Origin of the sequence: Xanthomonas arboricola pv. juglandis, assembly GCF_001013475.1 — a bacterium.
GTDB classification, from domain to species: Bacteria; Pseudomonadota; Gammaproteobacteria; order Xanthomonadales; family Xanthomonadaceae; genus Xanthomonas; species Xanthomonas arboricola.
Window position 1 is genome coordinate 1,022,510 of sequence record NZ_JZEF01000001.1, and the last position, 17,683, is coordinate 1,040,192.

Sequence of the window (17,683 nt, forward strand, 5' to 3'; positions counted from 1 at the left end):
ATGGCGCCCGTCGCATTGCCATCGCTTTGGCGCGAGCTGCCCACGCTACGCGGGCAACACGCAACACTGGAACCGTTGCAGGCTGCGCATGCCGATGGTCTGCGCGCTGCGCTGGGCGATGGGGCCTTGTCGCGGCTGTGGTACACCGGCGTGCCGGCACCGGCGCAGGTGGACGACTACGTGGACGCGGCTTTGGATGCGCAAGCCGACGGGCGGGTGCTGCCTTACGTGGTACGCGATGCGGCCGGCGAGGTCGTCGGCTGCACACGCTATTACGGGCTGGATGCGACAGTGCCCAAGCTGTCGATCGGCTACACCTGGTACGCGCCGCGCGTGCAGCGCAGCGGCGTCAATACCGACACCAAGCGGATGCTGCTGCAGCACGCCTTCGAGACGCTGGGCTGCCTGAGCGTGGTGTTCGAGACCAGTTGGTTCAATCACGCCTCGCGCGCAGCGATTGCGCGGCTTGGTGCAAAGCAGGACGGCGTGCTGCGCAATCACACCCGTCACCCTGACGGCACGCCGCGCGACACCGTGGTGTTCTCCATCATCGATACGGAATGGGCCGGGGTCAAACGCCACCTGCAGTTCCGCCTGGAAGCAAACGCATGACTGTTCAAACAACGACCATCGGCATCGTCGGTGCCCGCGGGCATACCGGATCGGAATTGATCAAGCTGGTAGTGGCACACCCGCATCTGCAGCTGCTGTTCGTGTCCTCGCGCGAGCTGGCCGGGCAACCGGTGGCCGAGCACAACGCGGCGTATCGCGGCGAGCTGCGCTACGAGAGCCTGGATGCCGATGCGGTGGCCGCCAAGGCCGCCGACGTGGTGATCCTGGCATTGCCCAACGGCAAGGCCGAGCCCTTCGTCGCGGCGATCGATTCGACCAGGCCGCAGACGCTGCTGATCGATCTGTCGGCCGATTACCGCTTCGATCCGGCCTGGTATTACGGGTTGCCGGAGCTGACGCGCGGCAGCTACGCCGGGCAGCGACGCATCAGCAATCCGGGCTGCTATGCCACCGCGATGCAGCTGACGATCGCGCCCTTGCTCGACCAACTGGCCGGCCCGCCGCAGTGTTTCGGTGTGTCCGGGTATTCCGGCGCGGGCACCACGCCGTCGGACAAGAACAACCCCGAGTTGCTGGCCGATAACCTGATGCCGTATGCGCTGACCAATCACATGCACGAGCGCGAAGTCTCTGCGCAGCTCGGGGTGCCGGTGGAGTTCATGCCGCATGTGGCGCCGCATTTCCGTGGCATCACCATGACCGTCAACCTGTGGCTGCAGCAACCGCTGACGCGCGAGCAGATCCAGGCGCGCTACACGCAGCGTTACGCCGACGAGCCGTTGATCGAGATCGTCGATGAAGCGCCGTGGGTCAGCCGCATCGCCGGCAGGCATGGCGTGCAGATCGGCGGCGTGACGCTGGCGCCGGGCAACAAGCGCGTGGTGGTGGTGGCAACGCTGGACAACCTGCTCAAGGGCGCGGCGACGCAGGCGATGCAGAACCTCAACCTGGCATTGGGCTGGGACGAATTGACTGCGATTGGCTGATGATGCGAGTCCCTCGCAGGAATCCGCACATCCTTGTGCGGGGATTCAAAGGTGCGAGTCCCTCGCAGAAGCCCGCACCTCCATGTGCGGGGATTTAACTGGACGACTTATTTCGAGACGCTTTCCGATGACCAATCTGTTGTGGCAAAAACCCGGCGTGGCGGTGGACGCCAAGATCCAGAGCTTCCTGGCCGGCGACGACGTCATCCTGGACCGCGAGTTCTTCCTGTACGACATCGCTGCCAGCAAGGCCCATGCGCAGGGACTGCAGCACATCGGCATCCTGTCGCTGCAGGAGCTGGGCGGACTGAGCGAACAGCTCGACCTGCTGGCGGCCGATTTCCGCAGTGGCGCGTTCGTGCTGGACGAGCGCTACGAGGATTGCCATTCGGCGATCGAGGCGCGCCTGACCGAGCGGCTGGGCGATGCCGGCCGCAAGATCCACACCGGGCGCAGCCGTAACGACCAGATCCTGGTCGCCACCCGCATGTGGTTGAAGGACAAGCTGCAACGCGTGGCCGAGCTCGGCGCGGAAATCGCCAAGGTGGCGCTGGACCGCGCGCAGGCAGAAGCCGCGTTGCCGGTGCCGGGCTATACGCATATCCAGCGTGCGGTGGTGTCTTCGGCCGGCATGTGGTGGGCGGGCTGGGCAGAGGCCTTTATCGACGACGCGGTGCGTGCGGCCGATACCTTGCGCCTGGTGGACAGCAATCCGCTCGGTACCGCCGCCGGCTACGGCGTCAACCTGCCGCTGGACCGTGCGCATACCACTGCCGAGCTGGGCTTTGCACGCCTGCAGGTGTCGCCGATCTATGCCCAGCTCTCGCGTGGCAAGTACGAACTGGCCGCGCTCGAGGCGCTTGGCAGCGCAACGCTGGACCTGCGCCGGATCGCCTGGGATCTGTCGTTGTTCACCAGCGGCGAGTTCGCCTTCGTCGCGTTGCCGGCGCAATACACCACCGGCAGCTCGATCATGCCAAACAAGCGCAACCCCGACGTGATCGAACTGATGCGCGCCACCCATGCCAGCGTGGCCGCGGCGCGGACCGAGATCGAACAGCTGCTGTCGCTGCCATCGGGCTATCACCGCGACCTGCAGAGCAGCAAGGGCGCCATCGTGCACGGCTTCGGGCGTGGCCTGGCGGCGCTGGAACTGCTGCCGGCCCTGCTGGCCAATCTGGAATGGCGCCCGGACAAGCTGCGTGCGGCGATCGATTCGGGCATGTATGCCACCGACGTGGCAGTGGAAGCGGCGGTTGCCGGCGTGCCGTTCCGCGAGGCCTACAAGGCGGCCGCGGAATCGGCCGACACCGCAGGGCAGGGGCGCACGCCGGAAGGCAGCCTGGCCGCGCGCGTCTCGCCAGGCGCCGCCGCAGATCTGCAGCTGGACGTCCTGCGTGCCCGCTGGCAGGCGCTGGTCTGATGGCCGTGATCAGCACCGACACCGCCGAGCACTACCCCTGGGGCGAAGCCAGCGATGGCTGGCACCTGTTGCGCGACCCCAACCTGAGCGTGCTCGAAGAGCACATGCCGCCCGGCGCGGCCGAGCTGCGTCACCGGCATAGCCGCGCGCGACATTTCTTCTATGTGCTGGCCGGCGAGGTGATGCTGCAGCTGGATGGCGAGCAGCATGTGCTCGGGGTCGGGCAGGGCCTGCATGTGCCGCCCGGTTCCACCCATCAGATGCACAACCTGTCCGAGATGGAAGCGCGCTTTCTGGTGATTTCCGCGCCGTTCGGCCGTAGCGAGGCAACACCCGACAAGGAGGCCGGCTGATGGCAACGCGCTATCTGGTAGTGGCGATGCGCAAGCCGGATTTTCCGGCCGATGTGGTGCAGCCGCATCGTGTATTTCTCGACACGCTGCGGGCGGCCGGGCAGCTGGAACTGACCGGCGGCTTCAGCGATGGCAGCGGTGGCGCGTACGTGTTGATCAACGTCGCCAGCCTGGAGGACGCGCAGCAGATCGTCGCGCGCGATCCATTGGCGCTGCGCGATGCCTCCACGCTGACCGTCCATGAGTGGAACACGCACTGAGCAGGTTGTCGCCATGAGCACGCCCATCGCCACTGCTGCGTCATTTACCGAGCAGGCGCTGCCGCCGTGGCGACGCGCAGTGCTCAAGGTCGGCAGCAGCCTGCTCGCCGCCGATGGCGGTGGCCTGTCGCCGCGTTTTGCGCTGGGGCTGGCGCAGTTTGTCTCGGCCAACCTGATGGCCGGGCGCGAGCTGGTGATCGTGTCGTCGGGTGCGGTGGCGGCCGGCCGCGCGATCCTGCCGAAGGCTGCCGAGGCCGGTGCGCCGATCGCCGCGCGCCAGGCGCTGGCTGCGCTGGGGCAGGCACAGTTGATCGCGCTCTGGCAGCGCTTCTTCGAGCGCCCGGTGGCGCAGGTGTTGCTCACCCACGACGACCTGCGTAACCGCCGCCGCTATCTCAACGCACGCGCCACCCTGGGCGAGTTGTTGCGGCTGGGCGCGTTGCCGGTGATCAACGAAAACGACACCGTGTCGGTGGACGAGCTCAAGCTGGGCGACAACGACAACCTGGCAGCGATCGTCGCCGCCCTGGTTGATGCCGATGCCTTGTTCATCGCCACCGATATCGACGGGTTGTACAGCGCCGACCCGCGCAGCAATCCGCTGGCGCGGCCGCTCGACGAGGTGGCCGAACTCACCGCCGAGGTGCTGGCGATGGCCGGCGGCAGCGGCAGCAGCGTGGGCACCGGCGGCATGCGCACCAAGCTGGAAGCCGCCGCAAAGGCCGGCGCGGCCGGCATCGAAACCTATCTGTTCAACGGCCGCAATGGCGATGTGGTGCGTGCCCTGGCGCAGGATCGCCTGCACGGTACGCGTATCCATGCCGCGCGCACGCGCATTGCCGCCCGCAAGTACTGGCTGCGTCACGCACCGGTGGAGGCGGGCGCAATCCTGATCGATGCCGGTGCCGCCGCCGCGCTGACCGACAAGGGCGCCTCGCTGCTGCCGGGCGGGGTGGCCGGTGCGCACGGCGACTTCCGGCGTGGCGACATGGTGGAGATCCGCCTGCGCGACGACGCCGGCGAGCGCTGCCTGGCACGTGGCGTCAGCCAGTATTCGGCCGTGGATATCCGCCGCATCGCCCGCCGCCACTCGCGCGAGATCGATAGCGTGCTCGGGTATAGCTATGGCGAGAACGTGGTGCATCGCGATGATCTGGTGCTTTTGTAGCGGGGATTGGGGAATCGGGATTGGGGATTGGCAAACGCATGTGCGCTGCGTTTCTCGAACCTCGCCTCCGTGTCCCTACGACTGATTCCCTTGTGGTGATAAAACGGTGTCGTCCGCTTTTGCCAATCCCCAATCCCGACTCCCCGATCCCGGCCCTCCAATGACCATCAAATCCCTCGCCCTGCAATGCCGTGATGCGGCGCAAGTACTGTCGCAACTGTCCGCGCAGGCCAAGCAGGCCTTGTTGGAGGCGATGGCTGCCGCGCTGGAAGCCGATGCCGCATCGATCCTTACCGCCAACGCGCGCGATCTTGAAGCCGCCCGCGCCAAGGGCACCGGCACGGCCATGCTCGACCGGCTGGCACTGGACGACAGGCGCCTGGCCGGCATCGCCGCAGCCTTGCGCGAGGTCGCGCAATTGCCCGATCCGGTCGGTCAGGTCACGCGCGAGGATGTTCGCCCCAATGGCATCGTCGTGCAGAAGGTGCGCGTGCCGCTGGGGGTGATCGCGATGATCTACGAAGCACGCCCGAATGTGACTGCCGATGCGGCAGCGTTGTGCATCAAGGCCGGCAACGGCGTGATCCTGCGGGGCGGTTCGGAAGCGATCCACTCCAATACCGCGATTGCGCGCGCCCTGCAGCGCGCCTTGCACGAGGCCGGCGTGCCGGAAGCGGCGCTGACGCTGGTCGAGGATCTACGCCGCGAGACCATGCTGGAGCTGCTGCAACTCAGCGATATCGTCGATCTGGCGATTCCGCGTGGTGGCGAAGGACTGATCCGCTTCGTCGCCGAGCATGCGCGCGTGCCGGTGATCAAGCATTACAAGGGCGTGTGCCATCTGTTCGTGGATGCGTCGGCGGACGTGGATCTGGCCGTGCGCTTGCTGGTCGATGGCAAGGCCAGCCGGCCATCGGCCTGCAATGCGCTGGAGACCTTGCTGGTGCATGCCGACATCGCCGCGCGTTTCCTGCCGGCGGCCGCGCAGGCCCTGCGCGACCGTAACGTGGAGCTGCGTGGCGATGCGGCAACGCGCGCACTGTTGCCGGATATCGGCGCCGCCAGCGACGACGATTACGCCGCCGAATTTCTCGACCTGATCCTTGCCATCCGCGTGGTGCCGGATCTGGACACCGCGCTGGCGCATATCCGCCAGTACGGCTCGGACCACACCGAGGTGATCGCCACGCGGGACGCCGCCAATGCCGAGCAGTTCGTGCAGTCGCTGCGCTCGGCCGTGGTGATGGTCAACGCGTCCTCGCGTTTCTCCGACGGCGGCGAGCTCGGCCTGGGTGCGGAGATCGGCATCTCCACCACGCGCCTGCATTCCTACGGCCCGATGGGCCTGGAAGCGCTCACCGTGGAGCGCTTCGTGGTGCGTGGCGAAGGCCAGGTACGCCATTGAAGTGGCATGCGTTGCCGGCTCAGTCCTGTGGCGCTGTGCATTGCAGCGCCACTGGCCGACATCGACTCGATCACGTGGCCCGCTTTTCTCCTCCAAGCACCGTGCTCATCCATTCATCGCTTGTTGGGGAAACGAAGCCAGTTCCTGACAGCCACACCTGTTTCCCCGCGCGGTCCCACTTTTCCATTTTTCTTTGAATTCGGCGGGATAGTCGTTTGCCCTGCAGGCGATATTGCACCAGGGGTCGCAGACATAGATGTCCGCGTCCCAATCTGTCATGTCCGAAGGCAAGGTGCCTGCGCGCGGCACTGGGCCGACGATCGCGGCGGTGTGCGCTGTTCCATTGAAGAAAGCAAGGCGTGCGATCTGGTTGTGATCTTGCTGCAAATAGTGGACGGCCAGGGTAGCCAGCTCACCACAGTTGTGCGCGTTCCCCTCCATGGCCGCCGACACCACATCCTCTTCCAGGTTATCCACCTGCTGTCGCATCCGGGCGATCTCTGCAGTCGCATTGTGGATTCGAACGGCGTCCTCAAAGCCAGCGTTTCTCTTTTTGTTGCTCGACTTCAAGCGGGGCGCTTTGTAGTACTCGGCCCTGACGGACTGCATGACCTCGCTGACAGCCCTAAGGCTCGGCGAGAGGGAGCGCTGTCTTGAAGACGATCTGCTCGCACTCCTGCGATGGCTCGCGCTGCTCAGTCCTGCCAGCACGCCATCTTCGTGGTCGGGGCTGTTGACACGCTGTGGAGTGCTGCCCGCTGGCGGCTGCTGGGCCGGAGAACTTTCGGTATATGTGAATCTTCCCGACTGGACACGATCGACGGAACCGCAAATACCCATGGATGAGCACCTGATTGTTAAAGGCCGCTCCATCATGTGCGGGAACATCCCTTTCGAAAAATGGAAGCGCGAAGCGATCGACTTGCGTGCGAATCGTGGATATCAGCATCGCCTCCAGCACGCGATGCGCGAGCAATGGAAAATAATTCGCTGCTGATCGTTGGGTGTGATCGCGCGCGACTTGGCGGCAGTGATGCGCTGGTCATTGTTCTCGCCAGGCCTTCGCGGCTGCCAGCTGAGCGATACATGGACTCCGTTGGTTCAGATGCCGGGGCCGCGCCTTGCGGTTGGCCCGCGTGTTCCCATCCCGCCAACCACGACCTTTGACACTCCCCCGGCAGGCCGCGTCCTGCCTACAGTCGAGGACTGCCCCCGCACGTTCCGGAGTCGTCGATGCGCCGTTTTGCCGCCTGCCTGCTCGCCACCGCCATTGCCGCCGCCACCGGCGGCGCGCTGGCGCAAACCTCGCCGATGACGCCGGACATCACCGGCAAGCCGTTCGTGGCCAGCGATGCCGCCAACGACTACATCAAGCGCGAGGTGATGATCCCGATGCGCGACGGGGTCAAGCTGCATACGGTGATCGTGCTGCCCAAGGGCGCACGCAACGCACCGATGGTGCTGACGCGCACCCCGTACAACGCCAGTGGGCGCACCGAGCGCATGGCCTCGCCGCATATGAAGGACCTGCTCGCACAGGGTGATGACGTGTTCGTGGAAGGCGGCTACATCCGCGTGATCCAGGACGTGCGCGGCAAGTACGGCTCGGAAGGCGATTACGTGATGACCCGGCCGCTGCGCGGTGCGCTCAATCCCAGCGAGGTGGACCATGCCACCGATGCCTGGGACACCATCGACTGGCTGGTGAAGAACGTGAAGGAGTCCAACGGCAGGGTCGGCATGATCGGCTCGTCCTACGAAGGTTTCACCGTGGTGATGGCGTTGACCAACCCGCATCCGGCGCTCAAGGTCGCAGTGCCGGAAAGCCCGATGATCGACGGCTGGATGGGCGACGACTGGTTCAACTATGGTGCGTTCCGCCAGGTCAACTTCGACTATTTCACCGGCCAGCTCACCCAGCGCGGCAAGGGCATCGGCATCGCGCGCCAGGGCCATGACGACTACAGCAACCTGCTGCGTGCCGGCTCGGCGGGGGATTTCGCCAAGGCCGCCGGCCTGGAGCAGCTGCCGTGGTGGCACAAGCTCACCGAACACGCCGCCTACGACACGTTCTGGCAGGAGCAGGCGCTGGACAAGGTGATGGCGCGCACCCCGCTCAAGGTGCCGACCATGTGGCTGCAGGGGCTGTGGGACCAGGAGGACATGTGGGGCGCGATTCATAGCTACGCGGCGATGGAGCCGCGCGACAAGGGCAATACGCTCAACTACCTGGTGATGGGCCCGTGGCGGCACAGCCAGGTCAACTACGACGGCAGCGCGCTGGGCGCATTGAATTTCGACGGCGATACCGCGCGCCAGTTCCGTCACGACGTGCTGCGCCCGTTCTTCGACCAATACCTGGTCGATGGCGCGCCCAAGGCGAGCACGCCGCCGGTGTTCATCTACAACACCGGAGAGAATCACTGGGACCGTCTGCAGGCCTGGCCGCGCAGCTGCGCCAAGGGTTGTGCCGCGGCCAGCAAACCGCTGTACCTGCAGGCCGGCGGCAAGCTGTCGTTCCAGCGGCCGGCGGCGGGGCAGCCGGGCTTCGAGGAATACGTGGCCGACCCGGCCAAGCCGGTGCCGTTCGTGCCGCGCCCGGTGGACTTCGGCGATCGCAGCATGTGGACCACCTGGCTGGTGCAGGACCAGCGCTTCGTCGACGGCCGCCCGGATGTGCTGACCTTCGTCACCGAACCGCTGACCGAACCCCTGCAAATCGCCGGCGCACCGGAAGTGCATCTGCAGGCCTCCACCAGCGGCAGCGACAGCGACTGGGTGGTGAAACTGATCGACGTGTATCCCGACGAGATGGCGTCCAGTCCCAAGATGGGCGGCTACCAGCTGCCGGTGTCGCTGGCGATCTTCCGCGGCCGCTATCGCGAGAGTTTCAGCACGCCCAAGCCGCTGGCGTCCAATCAGCCGCTGGCGCTCCAGTTCGGCCTGCCGACCGCCAACCACACCTTCCAGCCGGGCCACCGGGTGATGGTGCAGGTGCAGTCCAGCCTGTTTCCGCTGTACGACCGCAACCCGCAGACCTACGTGGACAACATCTTCTTCGCCAAGCCCGGCGATTATCGAAAGGCCACCCAGCGCATCTATGTGAGCCCCGAGCAGCCCAGCTACATCAGTCTGCCGGTACGTTGACCGCGCGGGCGCCGCGTGGCGGCGGCGCCCAGACGTCTTCCAGCAACTGCGGGCGGCAGGCCACCCAGGCTGCCGCCAGTTGCAGCAGGATGCAGATCACCAGGAAGGCGAATGGCGAGGTCCAGCCGCCGTGGTGGGCGTGCAGCCAGCCGAACAGGAACGGTCCCAGGCAGCTCATCGCATAGCCCATGCCCTGCGAAAACCCGGACAGGGCGGCCGAGCCGGCCGCGGTGCGGCTACGCTGGTTGACCAGCACCAATGCCAGCGGAAACGTGCTCGGCCCCAGGCCGAGCAGGGTCACCCACAGGATCGGCGCGGCCAATGGCGCCCACCACAGCCCGGCGAACGCGACCAGATGGCAGGCCGCGCACAGCAGCACGATCGGAAACGGGTTGCGCATGCGCACTGCCAGCGCCGGCATGGTCAAGGCACCGACCATGCCCAGTGCGGCGAACAACGCCACCATGGTGCCGCCGAACGCGGGCGAGGCGCCGGCTTCGCGCAGCAGGGTCGGCAACCAGGTGAACATCGAATAGGTGACCAGCGAGGTCATGCCGAAGGTCATCGCCATGCTCCAGCCCAGGGCGGTGCGTGCCACGCGGCCCTCGGCTTCGGGCGTGGGCGTGACCGGTGCCGGTCCGGTCGCGCGGAGACGGCGGTGGTTGGTGTGCACCATGGCCCAGGCCACCAGTGCCAGCAGCGCCGGCAACACCCACACCACCATCGAGCTGCGCCAGCCCAGCGCATCGGCCACCGGTACCGCCAGCAGTGCCGGCAGCAGGGTGCCGACCTGCAGCACGGTGATGTAGAGCGTGCTGACGCCGCCGACGCGATCGCCGAAATAGCGCTTCACCAGCGGCGGCAGCACCACGTTGCCCATGCCCATGCCGGCCAGCGCCACCAGCGATCCGATGAACAGTCCGGTGGTCTGGGGCAACAGCGGGCGCAACACCAGGCCGAGGGTGGCCAATGCCATCGACAGCAGTGCCGTGCGCAGCAGGCCGAAGCGGCGCAGCAACGCCGGCGTGGCAACCCCGGTCAATGCGAATGCCGCGGTCGGCAACATGCCGAGCGCGCCCATGGTGGGCGCGCCGAATGCGTACTCGTCGGCAATGCGTTCCAGCAGCGGCGTCAACGAGGTCACCGCGGTGCGCAGATTGAAGGCGGACAACAAAATGGCAGCCAGCACCAGGCCGCGACCACGCAACCGGGCGGACGGGGAGGCAGCGGCAATGACAACAGACATGACAGACCATCCGCACTGCGCACCTGCATGCGCCAGCGCCTGAAAACACAAAACCGGCACGAGGCCGGTTTTGTGTTTTGAAACTGGTCGGGGAGACAGGATTCGAACCTGCGACCTCTACGTCCCGAACGTAGCGCTCTACCAGACTGAGCTACACCCCGAAGGAGCCGCGTATGTTACATAGGGAATGCCAGATCGGCAAGCATCTATCGAAAATATTTTTTACCGATGCGGCTGGCCACGCTCGGGCTCGCGTGCTTCGAACCACATGCCGTTGAGCACCGCAGCCAGTGCGGCCAGACCGGTGCCGAGGATCCAGGCGAAATACCACATTGTCATTCTCCTTGAGTCGTTGAAATACGTGAGACGTTGAAGGCCCGCCGCGGGCGCCATGCGCGCAGCAGCGCAGCGGGGCTTGCTCAGTAGGCGTTTGGATTGGCCGACAGTTCGTCGGCGGTGACCTTGCCCTTGAGCACGCGATAGACCCAGCTCGTATAGACCAGCACGATCGGCATGAACAGCGTGGTCGCCAGCAGCATGATCCACAGCGTCAGGCGGCTGCTGGAGGCATCCCACAGCGTCAGGCTTGCGCTCGGTGCGGTGGACGAGGGCAGCAGGAACGGGAACAACGCAAAGCCGACGGTGAAGACGATGCCGACGATGGCGCAACCCGACGCGATGAATGCCAGGCCGCCGCGACGTACGCGCAAGAGCAGCGCACTCATCGCAAGCCCGATCAGGCCGACCAGCGGTGCGATCAAGGTGGCCGGCATGCTGCTGTAGTTGTGCAGCCAGCCGCCGGCCGCGGTGAGTGCGGCGGTCTTGGCCAGTGGATTGGTCGGCGCATCGGTGGCCAGCACCGAGGTCACTGCATACCCCGGCAGACCCAGCGCCACCCACGCACCGGCGGCCGCAAACAACGCCACCGCGCCGAGCGCGGCGATGCTGCCGAAACGCGCGGCGCGCGCGGCCACCGGTCCGTCGGTCTTGAGCACCAGCATCGCTGCGCCGTGCGCCATCAGCATGGCCACGCTGAGCAGGCCGGCGAGCAGCGCGAACGGTGTCAGCAGTCCGAACAGGTTGCCGGTGTAGAAGATGCGCATGCTGTCGTCGAAGTGGAACGGCACACCGAGCAGCACGTTGCCGACCGCCACGCCCATGATCAGCGCCGGAATGCAGCCGCCGACGAACAACGCCCAGTCCCAGTTGTTGCGCCAGCGCTGGTCGACCAGCTTGCCGCGGAACTTGAAGCCGACCGGGCGCAGGATCAGTGCGAACAGAATCAGGAACATCGCCAGGTAGAAGCCGGAAAAACTCACCGCATACAGCGGCGGGAATGCGGCGAAGATCGCGCCGCCGCCCAGGATCAGCCACACCTGGTTGCCTTCCCAGACCGGGCCGATGGTGTTGATCACCAGCCGCCGTTCGGCATCGTTGCGGGCAACCAGCGGCAGCAAGGTGCTGACGCCCAGGTCGAAGCCGCCCATCACCGCGTAACCGGACAGCAATACGCCAAGCAACAGCCACCAGATCACGCGCAGTGTGGTGTAGTCGAGCAAGATGAAATCCATGGTGTCTCTCCTGGCTTACGGTGCGCCGCCGGCCAGCGCGCCGGTGCTCAGTGGGGCGTTGGGTGAGGACGCGTGGGGCGAGTCGTTGTGCGGTGCCGGGGTGCGGTGCGTCGGCTGGAACAGCGCATCCGGGCCCTTGCGGATCGTCTTCAGCGACAGCTTGATCGCGATCACCAGCAGCGTGGTGTACAGCGCGGTGAAGCCGACCAGGGTCAACACGATCTCGTACAGGTCCAGTCCCGATGCGGCATAGAAGGTCGGCAGGACGCCTTCCACCGCCCACGGCTGGCGGCCGTATTCGGCCACGAACCAGCCGCACTCGATCGCGATCCACGGCAGCGGCAAGGTCCATAGTGCCACCGTCAGGAACCAGCGTTTGTCCTGGAAGTTGTGCTTGCAGGCGAACCAGAACGCGATGGCGAAGAACGCAATCAGGTAGATGCCGATGGCGGCCATGATGCGGAAGGTCCAGAACAGCGGCAGCACCCGCGGCACGGTGTCCATCGCGGCCTGGGCGATCTGCTGCGGCGTGGCATTGCCGATATCGTCGCGATAGCGCTTGAGCAGCAGGCCGTGGCCCAGATCCTGCCAATGCGCATCGAAGACCTTGCGCGCTTCGGCATCGTCCTTGTTGGCGCGGATGCGTTGCAGCGCGCCGTAGGCGATCTGGCCGCCGCGGATGCGATGCTCGGCACGGCCGACCAGTTCCAGGATGCCGGGGATCGGCTGGTCCAGCGAACGTGTGGCGATCAAGCCCATCAGGTACGGGATCTTGACCGCGTAGTCGTTGCGATGGGTCTGCTGGTTGGGAATGCCGAATGCGGTGAAGTCGGCCGGCGCGGCTTCGGTTTCCCACATCGCCTCGATCGCCGCCAGTTTCATTTTCTGATGCTCGTTGGCGGCATAGCCGCTCTCATCGCCGAGCACCACCACCGACAGCGAGGACAACAGGCCGAACGCGGCAGCCACCGCGAACGAGCGCCGCGCCATGTCCACATGCTTGCCGCGCAGCAGATAGAGCGCGCTGATCGCCATCACGAACACCGCACCGAGCACGTAGCCGGCGCTGACGGTATGCACGAACTTGGCCTGCGCCACCGGGTTGAACAGCACCGCCATGAAATCGACCACTTCCATGCGCATGGTGTCCGGGTTGAACACCGCGCCGGTCGGATTCTGCATCCAGCCGTTGGCGATCAGGATCCACAGTGCCGAGAAGTTGCTGCCCAGCGCCACCAGCCAGGTGGTGGCCAGATGCTGCACCTTGCTCAGCCGGTTCCAGCCGAGGAAGAACAGGCCCAGGAAGGTCGCTTCCAGAAAGAACGCCATCAGCCCTTCGATCGCCAGCGGCGCACCGAAGATGTCGCCGACGTAATGGCTGTAGTAGGACCAGTTCATGCCGAACTCGAACTCCATCACGATGCCGGTGCCCACACCCATGGCGAAGTTGATGCCGAACAGCACGCCCCAGAACATGGTCATGCGCCGCCAGATGTCCTTGCCGGTCATCACATAGACGCTCTCCATGATGCCGAGCAGGAACGACAGGCCCATGGTCAGCGGCGGAAAGATGAAGTGGTACATCGCGGTGACTGCGAACTGCAGCCGCGACAGTTCAACAACTGTCGAGTCGATCATGGCGGATGGGCCTGGTTGGGTGTCGATGAAGGAATGCAGCCGATCATCTGCGCATGCCGCGACCCGCGCGTTGATCCAGATCAATGCCGAGGGGGGCGGGTGCGGCACAATGCGCAGCCCGTAGCGGGAAGTGGCGACTTACAATCGCTTGCAACACGATGTCTTCCTTGAGAGCGATGTGAGCCAGCCCAGCGTGCGAGCCAGCGAAACGCCAGCCCAGCGCCGTCAACGCGGCCAATGGCTGGATGCCCTGGCGACCCCGGCCACGCGTGCGCGGCGCCTGGCCGGCGTGGCGGTGGCGGCGGCCGGCGTGCTGCTGCTGGCGCAGGCGGCGGCGATCGCGTGGTTGCTGCAGGCGGTGCTGGTGCAGCATCTGGCGCTGGCGCAATTGCGCGACGTGGGGGCGGGGCTGGTAGCTGCGCTGGTAGGGCGCGCGGTGCTCAACGCCTGGGCGCAGTCGCTGACCGGCGAGGTGGCCGATGTGGCCAAGCGCGAACTGCGTGCCCGCATCGCGCGCCGTCTGGTGCAGCACGGGCCGGTATGGCTGCGCCGGCAACGCAGCGGCGAACTGGGCGAATTGAGCCTGGCGCACACCGATGCGCTGGAGGGCTACTTCGTCGGCTACCAGCTCGCACGCACCGAAATGACGCTGGTGCCGCCGTTGATCCTGATCGCGGTGTTTTCGGTCGACTGGGTGGTGGGCCTGGTGTTGCTGCTGACCGCACCGCTGATTCCGTTCTTCATGATGCTGGTGGGCTGGGGTGCCGAAGCCGCCGGGCGCGACCAGCTGAGCGAACTGGCACGCATGGGCGGGCACTTTGCCGATCGCCTCAAGGGCCTGGGCCTGCTGCGCGTGTATGGCCGCGGCGAAGCCGAGTTGAGCGGCATTGCCGCCGCAGCCGAAGGCGTGCGCGAACGCTCGCTCAAGGTACTGCGCATCGCCTTCCTGTCGTCCACGGTGCTGGAATTCTTCGCCTCGGTGAGCGTAGCGATCGTGGCGCTGTATTTCGGCCTGACCTATCTGGGCATGCTGGACCTGCACGGCTTGCCGACCCTGGGCGTGGGCATGTTCTGCCTGCTGCTGGCGCCGGAATTCTTTGCGCCGTTGCGGCGGCTGGCCGCGCACTACCACGACCGTGCCAATGCCCTGGCGGCGGTGGCCGAAGCCGAGCGCCTGCTGGAAGGATTCGAGCCGCCATCGGCAACGCTACCGGTGACCGCGCCCCTCTTGCGCGCACTGGAACCGGCCCAGGCGCACGGCCCGCTGCTGCAGGCGCGCGCTCTTGCGCTACGGCCGCCGGGCGCGCCACACACGGTGGTCGCGGATTTTTCGCTGACCCTGCAGCCCGGGCAGCGCGTGGCGGTGATCGGTGCCAGCGGCAGCGGCAAGAGCACCTTGCTGGAGGGCCTGGCCGGCTGGCTTGCGCCGGAGGCCGGCAGCGTGCTGCTGCGTCCGGGGGCCCGCATCGGCTATGCCACGCAGCGGCCGTATCTGTTTCACGGCAGCATCGCCGACAACCTGCGCCTGGCCGATCCGCAGGCCGGCGCCGCGCGACTGCATGCGGTGGCCGACGCCGCACAGGTGATGCGCTTCGCTGCGCAGCTGCCTGCGGGCCTGGACACGCAGATCGGCGAACGCGGCTTCGGGCTGTCCGGTGGTGAAGCGCGGCGGGTGGCCCTGGCGCGGCTGTTGCTGCGCGAGCCGGACCTGTTGCTGCTGGACGAACCCACCGCCTTTCTCGATCCGGACACCGAAGCGGCGTTGCTGCGCACCTTGGGTGGGTTCGCACGCGGCCGCGCGGTGGTGCTGGCCACGCACAGCGCTGCGGTGATGCGATGGGCCGATACGGTGATCGATCTGCGCGGCGCCACCGTCGTAACGGAGCTGCCATGAACGGCACACAGCCCGACCGTCTGCGCGATGTGTTCGGCCGGCATGCCTGGCGCCTGCTGCTGTCGGCGGTGCTGGTGCTGGTGACCATGCTGGCAGGCGTGGGCCTGCTCGGCGTGTCGGGCAGTTTCCTGACCGCCGCCGCCTTGGCCGGTGTCGCGGGCATGGGCACCGGCTTCAATTTCTTTTCGCCCTCGGCCGGCATTCGCGCGCTGACCTTCGCGCGTATCGTCTCGCGTTATGGCGAAAAATTGATCGGCCACGACGCCACGCTGCGCATCGCCCGCGATCTGCGCGTGTGGTTCTTCCGCCGCGCGTTGCCGCTGGCGCCGGGCCGCCTGTCGGCCACGCGCACCGGCGATCTGCTGGCGCGGTTGATGTCCGACATCGGCGAGGTCGATGGCGTGAGCGTGCGCGCGTTGGCGCCGTTGAGCGCATTGCTCGGCATCTGGGTGGCCGGCGTGGTGGCAGCGGCGCTGATCTATCCGCCGGCCGGCGTGTTGCTGGTGGTGGTTGGCGTGGTCATCGGCGGCGTGGTGCCGTGGCAGGTGGCGCGCGGCGGTGCGCAGCGCGAACAGCTGCGCGCCCGGCAACGCACCGCCTTGCGCACGCAGGCGTTCGAGGGGCTGGAAGGTGCGGCCGATCTCGCTGCGGTGGATGCGCAAGGTGCCTGGCTGCATCAGGTCGATGCAACGGCGGCGGCGGTGGTCGATGGCGATCGCCTGCAACGCCGTCGCCTGATCGGCGGCAATCTGCTGCATGCGGTCTGCGGCGGTATCGGTCTGGCCGGCATGTTGTGGCTTGGGTTGAGCGCGGCAGAACGCGGATTGATCGCTGCGGAAATGGCGGCCGGGCTGGTGTTCCTGACCATGGCGCTGCTGGAGGTCTGGGCCGGCGCCGGGCTCGCCTTGCAGGCGCTGCAGAGCGCGCGCGTTGCGGCCAGGCGCCTGCAGTCCATCGTCGAACAGGCGCCGTCGGTCGTCGATCCGTCGCAGCCAGTGGATGCGCCACGCAGCGGCACGCTGCGCCTGCAACAGGTCAGTTTTGCGTGGCCGGGCAGTGGACGTGCGCTGCTGCAGGCGCTTGATCTGAGCCTGGCGCCTGGCGAGCGCATCGCCATCAGCGGCGACAGCGGCAGCGGCAAGAGCAGCTTGTCCGCAGTGCTGTTGCGGCTGTGGGACCCGCAGGCCGGGCAGGTGACCTACGCCGATATCGACCTGCGCCACTTCGCGCAGGCGCAATGGCATCAACGCATCGCCTGGCTGCCGCAGAATGCCCCGGTGTTTGCCGGCACGGTGCGCGACAACCTGCGCATCGGCGATGCCGGCGCAGGCGATGCGGCCATGTGGAACGCGCTGGACCAGGTGCGTCTGCGCGCCTGGGCCACCGCGCAGAACGGCCTGGACACCTGGGTCGGCGAAAACGGCGCCACGCTCTCGGCCGGCCAGGCGCGCCGGCTGGCGCTGGCGCGCGCCTTGCTGCGCGAGGCGCCGATCCTGCTGCTGGATGAACCCACCGACGGCTTGGATGTGGATACCGCGCACGCCCTGCTGCTGGATCTATCGGCCGCGCTGGGCGAACGCAGCCTGGTGATGATCACCCACGACAGCGTGCCCGATGGCGTGGTGCAGCGACGCTATCGCCTGCGGGCCGGTGCGCTGGAGCCGTTGGCCTGAGGATGCTGTTGCCGGTTCGCACTGACCGGTTGTGCGCATGTATCACGCAGGCGCCGCTCACCCCAGCAATGCGTGGAGTGCTGCCATCAGCGCAGGTTGGCGGCATGCCCAATACAAGGCGGCGACGTTCGCTACGACAGTGATCCAGAACCGCGGCTGGAAGGCTGCCTTGCTGGATTTATGCCGGAACAGCGCCTGCGCCAGCAACGCGCCCGGCCACCCGCCGAGCAGTGCGATGAGGTGCAGGGTGGCTTCCGGTGTGCGTTGCCGGCCGCGTTGGGCCGCGCTCTTGTCGAGCCGGTAGACCAGCATCGCCAGCATGCTTGCAGCCGCGTACCACAGCGCC

The 17,683-nt window shown here is 66.7% G+C and carries 17 protein-coding genes and 1 tRNA gene; 11 read left to right on the forward strand and 7 right to left on the reverse strand.

Annotated elements, in window-relative coordinates:
* From XARJCFBP2528_RS04070 to XARJCFBP2528_RS04100, 7 genes are all read left to right on the forward strand, one after another.
* Complete coding sequence (locus tag XARJCFBP2528_RS04070; protein WP_026064483.1) at nucleotides 1-612, forward strand: GNAT family N-acetyltransferase; 612 nt, start codon at nucleotides 1-3, stop codon at nucleotides 610-612.
* Nucleotides 609-1,559, forward strand: a complete 951-nt coding sequence (gene argC, locus XARJCFBP2528_RS04075) for an N-acetyl-gamma-glutamyl-phosphate reductase (RefSeq protein ID WP_026064482.1) — start codon at nucleotides 609-611, stop codon at nucleotides 1,557-1,559. The genes XARJCFBP2528_RS04070 and argC overlap by 4 nt, the downstream gene beginning before the upstream one ends.
* Before the next feature lie 127 nt (nucleotides 1,560-1,686).
* Nucleotides 1,687-2,982: an argininosuccinate lyase gene (locus XARJCFBP2528_RS04080; protein ID WP_016903210.1), complete on the forward strand. Its 1,296-nt coding sequence runs from the start codon at nucleotides 1,687-1,689 to the stop codon at nucleotides 2,980-2,982.
* Nucleotides 2,982-3,335 (forward strand): cupin domain-containing protein, encoded by a 354-nt coding sequence (locus tag XARJCFBP2528_RS04085; RefSeq protein ID WP_016903209.1) that lies wholly within the window; start codon nucleotides 2,982-2,984, stop codon nucleotides 3,333-3,335. The genes XARJCFBP2528_RS04080 and XARJCFBP2528_RS04085 overlap by 1 nt, the downstream gene beginning before the upstream one ends.
* The gene (locus XARJCFBP2528_RS04090) at nucleotides 3,335-3,595 is read left to right on the forward strand and encodes a YciI family protein (protein WP_016903208.1); all 261 of its coding nucleotides are present in this window, start codon (nucleotides 3,335-3,337) and stop codon (nucleotides 3,593-3,595) included. Before XARJCFBP2528_RS04085 ends, XARJCFBP2528_RS04090 begins: the two co-directional genes overlap by 1 nt.
* A 13-nt stretch (nucleotides 3,596-3,608) precedes the next feature.
* Nucleotides 3,609-4,763 (forward strand): glutamate 5-kinase, encoded by a 1,155-nt coding sequence (gene proB, locus XARJCFBP2528_RS04095; protein ID WP_016903207.1) that lies wholly within the window; start codon nucleotides 3,609-3,611, stop codon nucleotides 4,761-4,763.
* A 160-nt stretch (nucleotides 4,764-4,923) separates the two neighbouring features.
* The gene (locus XARJCFBP2528_RS04100; RefSeq protein WP_016903206.1) at nucleotides 4,924-6,168 is read left to right on the forward strand and encodes a glutamate-5-semialdehyde dehydrogenase; all 1,245 of its coding nucleotides are present in this window, start codon (nucleotides 4,924-4,926) and stop codon (nucleotides 6,166-6,168) included.
* A 105-nt stretch (nucleotides 6,169-6,273) separates the two neighbouring features.
* Here XARJCFBP2528_RS04100 and XARJCFBP2528_RS04105 read toward each other — a convergent pair whose 3' ends face one another.
* Nucleotides 6,274-6,738, reverse strand: coding sequence for a hypothetical protein (locus tag XARJCFBP2528_RS04105; protein WP_155410691.1), 465 nt, complete (start codon nucleotides 6,736-6,738; stop codon nucleotides 6,274-6,276).
* Nucleotides 6,739-6,775: 37 nt separating this feature from the next.
* On the opposite strand from XARJCFBP2528_RS04105, the gene XARJCFBP2528_RS23195 reads away from it, so the two are divergent.
* Nucleotides 6,776-7,165 (forward strand): hypothetical protein, encoded by a 390-nt coding sequence (locus XARJCFBP2528_RS23195; protein WP_155410692.1) that lies wholly within the window; start codon nucleotides 6,776-6,778, stop codon nucleotides 7,163-7,165.
* Between the two features lie 236 nt (nucleotides 7,166-7,401).
* On the forward strand, nucleotides 7,402-9,315 hold the full coding sequence (locus XARJCFBP2528_RS04110) for a CocE/NonD family hydrolase (protein ID WP_016903203.1): 1,914 nt from the start codon (nucleotides 7,402-7,404) through the stop codon (nucleotides 9,313-9,315).
* Here XARJCFBP2528_RS04110 and XARJCFBP2528_RS04115 read toward each other — a convergent pair.
* The 5 genes from XARJCFBP2528_RS04115 to XARJCFBP2528_RS04135 all read right to left on the reverse strand — a co-directional run bounded on the left by XARJCFBP2528_RS04115 (nucleotide 9,296) and on the right by XARJCFBP2528_RS04135 (nucleotide 13,770).
* Nucleotides 9,296-10,522 (reverse strand): CynX/NimT family MFS transporter, encoded by a 1,227-nt coding sequence (locus tag XARJCFBP2528_RS04115; protein ID WP_047124341.1) that lies wholly within the window; start codon nucleotides 10,520-10,522, stop codon nucleotides 9,296-9,298. The two genes, XARJCFBP2528_RS04110 and XARJCFBP2528_RS04115, sit on opposite strands and share 20 nt — an antisense overlap.
* A gap of 123 nt (nucleotides 10,523-10,645) precedes the next feature.
* Nucleotides 10,646-10,722 (reverse strand) — tRNA-Pro (locus XARJCFBP2528_RS04120).
* Between the two features lie 61 nt (nucleotides 10,723-10,783).
* The gene (gene cydX, locus XARJCFBP2528_RS04125) at nucleotides 10,784-10,894 is read right to left on the reverse strand and encodes a cytochrome bd-I oxidase subunit CydX (RefSeq protein ID WP_016903201.1); all 111 of its coding nucleotides are present in this window, start codon (nucleotides 10,892-10,894) and stop codon (nucleotides 10,784-10,786) included.
* 86 nt (nucleotides 10,895-10,980) lie between these two features.
* A complete protein-coding gene (cydB, locus tag XARJCFBP2528_RS04130; RefSeq protein ID WP_016903200.1) occupies nucleotides 10,981-12,132 on the reverse strand; it encodes a cytochrome d ubiquinol oxidase subunit II in 1,152 nt (383 codons plus the stop codon).
* Nucleotides 12,133-12,147: 15 nt separating this feature from the next.
* Nucleotides 12,148-13,770 carry a cytochrome ubiquinol oxidase subunit I gene (locus XARJCFBP2528_RS04135; protein ID WP_047124474.1) on the reverse strand — a complete coding sequence of 541 codons (1,623 nt, stop codon included), beginning with the start codon at nucleotides 13,768-13,770 and terminating at the stop codon, nucleotides 12,148-12,150.
* 148 nt (nucleotides 13,771-13,918) lie between these two features.
* On the opposite strand from XARJCFBP2528_RS04135, the gene cydD reads away from it, so the two are divergent.
* Both cydD and cydC read left to right on the forward strand, forming a co-directional pair.
* The gene (cydD, locus tag XARJCFBP2528_RS04140; RefSeq protein ID WP_080959822.1) at nucleotides 13,919-15,664 is read left to right on the forward strand and encodes a thiol reductant ABC exporter subunit CydD; all 1,746 of its coding nucleotides are present in this window, start codon (nucleotides 13,919-13,921) and stop codon (nucleotides 15,662-15,664) included.
* Nucleotides 15,661-17,337 carry a thiol reductant ABC exporter subunit CydC gene (gene cydC / locus XARJCFBP2528_RS04145; protein WP_047124343.1) on the forward strand — a complete coding sequence of 559 codons (1,677 nt, stop codon included), beginning with the start codon at nucleotides 15,661-15,663 and terminating at the stop codon, nucleotides 17,335-17,337. The genes cydD and cydC overlap by 4 nt, the downstream gene beginning before the upstream one ends.
* Before the next feature lie 57 nt (nucleotides 17,338-17,394).
* Here the strand turns inward: cydC and XARJCFBP2528_RS04150 are convergent, their stop codons facing one another.
* Complete coding sequence (locus tag XARJCFBP2528_RS04150; protein ID WP_230673829.1) at nucleotides 17,395-17,658, reverse strand: DUF1294 domain-containing protein; 264 nt, start codon at nucleotides 17,656-17,658, stop codon at nucleotides 17,395-17,397.
* Nucleotides 17,659-17,683 lie beyond the last annotated feature (25 nt).

What these genes read in the sequence shown, in the direction of transcription:
- XARJCFBP2528_RS04085 (WP_016903209.1), top strand. Translation starts at nt 2,982, where the DNA reads ATGGCCGTGATCAGCACCGACACCGCCGAGCACTACCCCTGGGGCGAA.
- XARJCFBP2528_RS04100 (WP_016903206.1), top strand. Translation starts at nt 4,924, where the DNA reads ATGACCATCAAATCCCTCGCCCTGCAATGCCGTGATGCGGCGCAAGTA.
- argC (WP_026064482.1), top strand. Translation starts at nt 609, where the DNA reads ATGACTGTTCAAACAACGACCATCGGCATCGTCGGTGCCCGCGGGCAT.
- XARJCFBP2528_RS04080 (WP_016903210.1), top strand. Translation starts at nt 1,687, where the DNA reads ATGACCAATCTGTTGTGGCAAAAACCCGGCGTGGCGGTGGACGCCAAG.
- XARJCFBP2528_RS04135 (WP_047124474.1), bottom strand. Translation starts at nt 13,770, where the DNA reads ATGATCGACTCGACAGTTGTTGAACTGTCGCGGCTGCAGTTCGCAGTC.
- cydB (WP_016903200.1), bottom strand. Translation starts at nt 12,132, where the DNA reads ATGGATTTCATCTTGCTCGACTACACCACACTGCGCGTGATCTGGTGG.
- XARJCFBP2528_RS04110 (WP_016903203.1), top strand. Translation starts at nt 7,402, where the DNA reads ATGCGCCGTTTTGCCGCCTGCCTGCTCGCCACCGCCATTGCCGCCGCC.
- cydX (WP_016903201.1), bottom strand. Translation starts at nt 10,894, where the DNA reads ATGTGGTATTTCGCCTGGATCCTCGGCACCGGTCTGGCCGCACTGGCT.
- proB (WP_016903207.1), top strand. Translation starts at nt 3,609, where the DNA reads ATGAGCACGCCCATCGCCACTGCTGCGTCATTTACCGAGCAGGCGCTG.
- XARJCFBP2528_RS04070 (WP_026064483.1), top strand. Translation starts at nt 1, where the DNA reads ATGGCGCCCGTCGCATTGCCATCGCTTTGGCGCGAGCTGCCCACGCTA.
- XARJCFBP2528_RS04150 (WP_230673829.1), bottom strand. Translation starts at nt 17,658, where the DNA reads ATGCTGGCGATGCTGGTCTACCGGCTCGACAAGAGCGCGGCCCAACGC.
- XARJCFBP2528_RS23195 (WP_155410692.1), top strand. Translation starts at nt 6,776, where the DNA reads ATGACCTCGCTGACAGCCCTAAGGCTCGGCGAGAGGGAGCGCTGTCTT.
- cydC (WP_047124343.1), top strand. Translation starts at nt 15,661, where the DNA reads ATGAACGGCACACAGCCCGACCGTCTGCGCGATGTGTTCGGCCGGCAT.
- XARJCFBP2528_RS04090 (WP_016903208.1), top strand. Translation starts at nt 3,335, where the DNA reads ATGGCAACGCGCTATCTGGTAGTGGCGATGCGCAAGCCGGATTTTCCG.